The following is a 4,245-nucleotide window of genomic DNA, read 5'->3' on the forward strand; positions in this document are numbered from 1 at the left end:
GGCCGGGAGGCCGCTGTGCCTTTGCTTTTGATTTTGATCTGACGGCCCCATTCAGCCCGAGTTACTTTGCCGTTTTTGCAAAGTGACTCGCTGTAAGAGCGAAACCATAAGCCGCCGTTACCCAAATAACGGATATGTACACCAAAAAATCAGGGTTTAACCCGCCCCTTGAGCATCCCATGATTCACCAAAAGCGTCCGCATGGCATTGCGCGTCACCCCCAACAACTCCGCCGTACGCAACTGATTAAACCCACAAAACGCAAACGCCTCCCGCACGATCAAATCCTCGATATCGTGCAACAACGAATCCCCCGGCACCTCGAACAACCGCAGCAACTGCTCCCGCACCACCTCCTGCGGAATCCTCGGCGCCCCGCTGTTAACGCTGGCATGCATCGCACTCAGCCCCGCAGAAAACTTCAAGTGCGACGGCATGATCGGCCTGTCCCCAGCCACCAAAAGCGCCAGGTGCACCACATTCTCCAGCTCACGAATATTCCCCGGCCACGGATAATCCAGCAACGCCTGGGTCGCCGACTCCGACAACATCGGCTCAGCGATTTTCAGCCTGGCACTGTAGAGCCGCCGAAAATGCTCAACCAACGGCAGGATATCCAGCGGCCGCTCACGCAACGGCAATACCTGCACCTGCGCGACGTTGATGCGATAGAACAGGTCAAGACGAAAGTTGCCCGCCTCCACCGCCTGCTCCAGGTCGATGTTGGTGGCCGTCACCAGCCGGATATTGATCTTGATCGGCTTGCGCGACCCCACTCGCACCACTTCCTGCTCCTGCAATACCCGCAGCAGCTTCACCTGCAACGGCAGCGGCAAGTCACCGATCTCATCGAGGAACAGGGTGCCGCCATCGGCTTCTTCAAACCAGCCGATCCGCCGCCCCGAGGCCCCGGAAAACGAGCCGGCCTCATGCCCAAAAAATTCGCTTTCCGCAAGGTTCTCGCTGATGGCCCCACAGTTCACCGGCACAAACGCACCGGTGCGACCGCTGGCGCTGTGGATATAGCGCGCCACCAGCTCCTTGCCGGTGCCGGTCTCGCCATTGATCAACACCGGTGCTTCACTGGGGCCGACACGTTGCAAATATTCGAGCAGTTGCAGGGAACGCGGGTCGGCAAAAACCAGCGCCTTGGCGCGAATCGACAACGGGTCTTTTTCGCCCTGGGGCAAAGTCAGGATCGGCGTGGGATGCCCGTGGGGACGGTTCATGAAGAGTATTTCCCGGCGACGAGGTGAAGGTACGTAAGGGAACTTTACTCAGTCACGCATATAACTAGAAATATTAAAAATTCATTAGTACATAACCGTTTATCGACGATGCGCCAACGACCTCACGCAACGATCCCCCAGGCTTTGCACGCCCTGGACCAGCACCACCAACACAATCACCGTCACCACCATGATCTGGTTATTGAAACGCTGGTACCCATAACGAATCGCCAGGTCCCCCAGGCCGCCACCGCCAATCACCCCGGCCATGGACGAAAAGCCGATCAGCATCACCAGGGTCAGGGTCAACCCCGCAAGCAAGGCAGGGAGCGCCTCCGGCAGCAGCACCTTGAAGATCACGTGCCGAATATCCCCGCCCATGGCAACGATGGCTTCGATGCGCCCCTTGTCCACTTCGTCCAGCGCGTTCTCGACAATCCGCGCAAAGAACGGAAAGGCGCCAATGGTGATCGGCACCACGGCGGCGGTGCTGCCCAATGTGGTGCCAACGATCAACCGGGTCAGTGGAATCAGGGCAATCAGCATCACCACAAAGGGCAATGAGCGGCCCAGGTTGATCACCGCACCCAGCACACGGTTCACCCGTGGCAAGGGGAACAGCCCGCCGCGGCGACTGACAAACAGCAGCACCCCCAGGGGCAGGCCGATCAGCAAGGTAAAGACCGCCGCCAGCAGCACCATGTACAGGGTTTCGCCAGTGGCCGTGAGCAGCAGTTGCAGGATGTCGTTCCAGTCCGTTTTCATACTGCCCTCACCGCTGGCAGGCTGGGGGCCAGTGAGCGGCCCAGGCTTGAGGCGGGATCGGCCTGCAATTGAATCAGGCTGCCGCTTTCCACCACACGCCCATTGGCCAGGGATACCGCGCTGTCGCAGATAGCCTTGACTACATCCAGCTCGTGGGTGATCAACACGATGGTCACCCCCAGTTGCCGATTGATACTGCGCAGCAGTTCCAGGATCGACGCGGTGGTTTCCGGGTCGAGGGCGCTGGTGGCTTCGTCCGACAGCAAATAATCCGGGCGCGCCGCCAGTGCCCGGGCGATGCCGACGCGCTGCTTCTGGCCGCCGGACAGTTGCGACGGAAACGCCAGCGCCTTGTCACTCAGGCCGACCAGTTCCAGCAATTCCTTGACCCGGGCAACGCGCTCGGCCTTGGGCTGGCCGGCGATTTCCAGGGGCACCGCCACATTGTCGGCGACGTTGCGTGAATGCAGCAGGCTGAAATCCTGGAAGATCATGCCGATATGCTGGCGTTGCTGGCGCAGTTGCTTGTCACTGAGCAGCGTCAGGTTCTGGCCGTCCATGAGGATGCGCCCGGAAGTCGGGCGCTCCAGCAGGTTCAGGCAGCGCAGCAAAGTACTCTTGCCCGCCCCGCTCCGCCCCACGATCCCGAAGATCGAACCGTCGGCAATCTGCAATGACACGTTATCCAGCGCCGGCGGCTGGCCATCGGCGTAGGTTTTGCTGACCTGCTCGACGACGATCATTCGACAGCTACCGGAATCACCGAACCTGCATATTTCTCGGTGATGAACTTGGCCACCTCCGGCGAATTCAGGTCCTTGGCCAGCTGTTTGATCCGTGGGTCGTCCTGCAATTTCGGGGTGGTCACGAGGATATTCGCGTAGGGATTGCCCTGGGCTTTTTCCAGCCCAAGGGCATCCTTGGCCGGTGACAGGCCGGCCTCGAGGGCGTAGTTGCCGTTGATCACGGCGAGGTCGACATCATCCAGGGCACGAGGAATCTGTGGTGATTCGATCTCGAGGATCTTCAGGTGCCTGGGGTTCTCGGCAATGTCCTTGGGCGTTGCCTGGTCCTTGGCCGGGTCGTCGAAACCGGGCTTGAGCGTGATCAGGCCGTTGGCTTGCAGCAGGTACAGCGCACGGCTCAGGTTGGTGACGTTGTTGGGCACGGCCACGGTGCCTTTATCCGGCACCTGGGCAAAGCTGGTGTGGCGATGGGAATAGATACCCAGTGGCTCGATATGCACGGTGGCCGCCACTGTGAATTTCTGGCCGAGAGCCTGTTCCTGGGAGTGCAGGTACGGCAAGTGCTGGAAGTAGTTGGCGTCCACATCACCGTGGGCCAGCAGTTCATTGGAGTTCACGCCGTTGGGGATTTCGATGATTTTCAGCTGCAGCTGCGGGTCGAGCTTCTGCACGTATTCGAGGATTTGCGCGTGGGGAATCGGGTCCGCCGCCACACGCAGGGCCTCGGCGGCCTGGGCGTCGAAGGAGGCAATCAGGACGGCCAGGGCCAGGGCTGTTTTCTTGAGCATGGTGATGTTCCTTATCAGGCGGACAGGGCTTGGGGAATCGTGGCATCGGCGTAAAACCGTTGGGCGACATCCGGATGGGAACGCAGGCGGCCCTTGAGGTAGTTCCAGCCGACGTCCCGCAGCAGCGGGTTACGCGGGTCACTGGTGGGGCCGTGGGCATCGCGCAGCAACTCGGGCGGCAACTGATACACCGGCACCACCGCGTCCAGTTGCGCACCGAGGAAAAACGCCAGGGACAAACGCTCGCTGCCCAGGGGCGGCGATTCGACCCGGTGCACCGTGGCACGCAGGTAGCCGTTGGTGGCCAGTTCCAGCAACTCGCCGATGTTCACCACCAGGGTGTCGGGGCGCGGCAAGGCGTCGATCCAGCGGCCCTCCTCCACTTCCACTTGCAGGCCGGCCTGCCGGTCTTGCAGGAGGAAGCTGAGAAAGCCGGAATCCTTGTGGGCACCGACGCCCTGGCGACTCTGCTGGGCGTGGCGGCCGGGGTAGCGGATCAGCTTGATGTGTTCGTTGGGCTTGGCGCCATACAGCGGGTCGAAAGCGTTTTCCGGCAGCGACAAGGCCTGGGCAAAGGCGCGCAACAGGCGCAGGGACATCTGCGTCATCGCCTGCTGCCAGGCCAGTAACAAGGGCTTGAGTTCAGGCAATGCGGCGGGCCATTGGTTGGGGCCTTGGAGGCGCGACCAGGCCGGTGAGTCCGGGCCCTGTTGCAGC

General features: G+C 61.2%; 5 protein-coding genes. All 5 read right to left on the reverse strand.

Annotated features, from left to right (window positions below; translation table 11 throughout):
* Positions 1-149: 149 nt before the first annotated feature.
* Positions 150-1,229, reverse strand: coding sequence for a sigma-54-dependent Fis family transcriptional regulator (locus HX846_RS24110; protein ID WP_003212528.1), 1,080 nt, complete (start codon positions 1,227-1,229; stop codon positions 150-152).
* 99 nt (positions 1,230-1,328) lie between these two features.
* On the reverse strand, positions 1,329-1,994 hold the full coding sequence (locus HX846_RS24115; protein WP_003212526.1) for a methionine ABC transporter permease: 666 nt from the start codon (positions 1,992-1,994) through the stop codon (positions 1,329-1,331).
* The gene (locus tag HX846_RS24120; protein ID WP_178966227.1) at positions 1,991-2,737 is read right to left on the reverse strand and encodes a methionine ABC transporter ATP-binding protein; all 747 of its coding nucleotides are present in this window, start codon (positions 2,735-2,737) and stop codon (positions 1,991-1,993) included. Before HX846_RS24120 ends, HX846_RS24115 begins: the two co-directional genes overlap by 4 nt.
* The gene (locus tag HX846_RS24125) at positions 2,734-3,528 is read right to left on the reverse strand and encodes a MetQ/NlpA family ABC transporter substrate-binding protein (protein ID WP_178966228.1); all 795 of its coding nucleotides are present in this window, start codon (positions 3,526-3,528) and stop codon (positions 2,734-2,736) included. Before HX846_RS24125 ends, HX846_RS24120 begins: the two co-directional genes overlap by 4 nt.
* 14 nt (positions 3,529-3,542) lie before the next feature.
* A partial coding sequence (locus HX846_RS24130) for an isopenicillin N synthase family oxygenase (RefSeq protein WP_178966229.1) occupies positions 3,543-4,245 on the reverse strand: 703 nt, incomplete at its 5' end.

The sequence above is a fragment of the Pseudomonas sp. K5002 genome, from assembly GCF_013386655.1.
GTDB lineage: Bacteria > Pseudomonadota > Gammaproteobacteria > Pseudomonadales > Pseudomonadaceae > Aquipseudomonas.